Source organism: Streptomyces sp. NPDC051662, assembly GCF_040681655.1.
Taxonomy (GTDB): Bacteria; Actinomycetota; Actinomycetes; order Streptomycetales; family Streptomycetaceae; genus Streptomyces.
In genome coordinates this window covers 1-2243 of record NZ_JBFAZD010000071.1, presented here as the reverse complement: position 1 = coordinate 2243, position 2243 = coordinate 1, and the positions used below count along the sequence as shown (strand labels likewise).

Below are 2243 nucleotides of genomic sequence, written 5' to 3'. Positions count from 1 at the left end.
CCCCAGTACTGGACGTACTGGGGTGATCCCGACAACGCAGCGAGCGTGCGTGCCGGGCGTCGCAGGCCAGGCGGGACTTTCGCAACACGCCCTAGCTCCCGCCGACGCACTGCGCGCCGCCCAGCTGTGGATGCTCAACCCGGACCGCCGGTCCCCGCCCGGCCTGGGCGACCCGCTGCACCGCGGGGCCGCCCGCACCGACCTGCACGAGATCTACCTGTGGGCCGCCTTCACCCATCAGGGCAACCCCGCGGCACGCTGAGCCCTGTCCGCGCGGTGCCGGACGTTCAGCCCGCCGGGGCCACGAGACGCGGCTCAGAGCTGAACCCCGTGCACGAGACCACGCGCCGCAGCACACAGACTGTCGGCGACGATGCGGAGTATCAGTCCTCGTCCGCACCTGACAGAGCGTCAGCGATCATGCGGGTGGCGAAGTCGTGATCGTCAGTAATGCGGTTGATGTGCTCCGCGAGCAGTACCGCCGTGGCTTCCAGTGGATTCATCTCGTCCCGAGTCCACTCTCCATACTGTTGGCGCCACAGGCTTGGGCTCAGGCCAGTGCCGGCCGCGACGAGCAGGCCGGCCATGGTCGGGATCACCTCGGGGCGGACGCTCTTGGGCATCATGCGCATCGAGGCTACGAGGCTGGGCACCACGTGCTCGATGACGTCCTTGCCGTGGTCCTCGTAGGCCATCTGCAACCACTGCATGAACAGGAACACGAGCGTGCACGCACCGTCCAGCACATCATCGGCTTCCTCGGGGCTCAGTGACGCGGTGAACTGGTCGTTCAACTTCTGCTGCTCGGGGTCGATCCCGGCCTTGCCGTCATAGATGGCCTTGAGCCGAGAGTCGATCGCCATGAGCGCCGCGCCCACATCGCCTGCGGGTGCGTACTGCGGGTCGCAGGGTGACGACACAGGATTCCCTCCTCGGGACGAGCGTGGGCAAAACGGTATGCCCGTACGGTAGCCCGTCAACGAGGCGACGGTCCGACGAACCCCGCTACGGTGGTGCTCTCCGTATGCGTCCGTATGCCCTCCCTCGGTGCGATCGACGACGTCGAACAGTTCCTGGGCCGCCAGGTGGTCTCCTCCGCCGTGTGCCCCGACGGCCCTGCGGTGGTTACGGGAAGAAGGACGCACTTCCTGGCCTTGGCGGGCGGGGAGGGTTGCACCTTCCGTAGCGGCATGTGGTCCGGTGGACTTATGTCCCGATCCCTTGAGGAAAGGTCCCCGCTCATGCATTCGTCTTTCATGCCACCCCGCCAGGTCAAGATCGGTGACGCGGCGGCCTTCGCCGGCAGCACGCCACGGGCGATTCGCCATTACCACGAGATCGGCCTGCTCCCCGAGCCTGAGCGGGGCGGCGATGACCGCCGCCGCTACGGATACGAGGACATGATCCGCCTGCTGTGGATTCGCAAGATGGCCGACGCCGGGATCGCCCTGGACGACATCCGTGACGCTTTTACCACCGGCATGGCTTCCGCCGGTGCGGACAGCGGAGACGGTATCGCGGGCACCCTGGAGCGGTTGGAGGAAACCCTCGCCGAGCAGGAGGCGAAATTGCGGCGGCAACGGACCGCCGTGCAGCGGATGCGCACCGAAGGCAGCCGGATGGGCCTGCTCTCCGACTTCGTCACCGAACGCCTCAAGAGCCTGCCCGAGGGCTCCCTGCGTCAGGCGGACCTGGACAGTCTGCTGATCACTGAGCGGATCTTCGGCCCGCTCGGCGCGGCCGTCCAGGCCACGCGCTTCGTCGTGCTGGCCACGCATCCCACTCTGCGGGAGGATTCCGATCGCATCGATGACGCCGAGGAGGCACTCGATGACAGCGTCGCCGTCGATGATCCGCGGGTGGCTCAAGTGGCCGTCGAGCGGCACGCCTTCGAAAACGCCCTGCATGCCGTCATCGAGGAGTCCGGCCTGGACAAGGACGACGATGCCCTCTTCGATGCCTGGGACACTTTGCACCCCGCTACCGCCGATGACGGCGAGGACGAGGCCGACCTCAGCTCTGGCAGGCGGGAGGCCGACTCCATGAGCGCGTTCGAAGCCATCGGCAAGATGCCCTACGACTTCTCCCCGGCCCGCCTGCGCTGTATGGAACTGGCCGAAGAACTATCCGCCCAAGACTCACCCACTACCTAAGCTTGGCGTTTATCCTCGCTGGTCACCCGACCTGCTGATCTGCGGTTCTTCTCGGGACAGCTGGGGCGGCCGTTCTCCACGCTTCGAGAT

3 protein-coding genes are annotated in these 2243 nt (G+C 66.8%); 2 read left to right on the top strand and 1 reads right to left on the bottom strand.

Annotated elements, in window-relative coordinates; genetic code table 11:
• The coding region (locus AB0M67_RS41565; protein WP_365753408.1) for a CHAT domain-containing protein at positions 1 to 262 on the top strand (262 nt) is incomplete at its 5' end.
• 121 nt (positions 263 to 383) lie between these two features.
• On the opposite strand, the gene AB0M67_RS41560 is transcribed toward AB0M67_RS41565, so the two are convergent.
• A complete protein-coding gene (locus AB0M67_RS41560; protein WP_365753407.1) occupies positions 384 to 920 on the bottom strand; it encodes a hypothetical protein in 537 nt (178 codons plus the stop codon).
• A 321-nt stretch (positions 921 to 1241) separates the two neighbouring features.
• Between AB0M67_RS41560 and AB0M67_RS41555 the strand changes: the two genes are divergently transcribed.
• The gene (locus tag AB0M67_RS41555; protein WP_365753409.1) at positions 1242 to 2153 is read left to right on the top strand and encodes a MerR family transcriptional regulator; all 912 of its coding nucleotides are present in this window, start codon (positions 1242 to 1244) and stop codon (positions 2151 to 2153) included.
• The last annotated feature ends 90 nt before the right edge of the window (positions 2154 to 2243 follow it).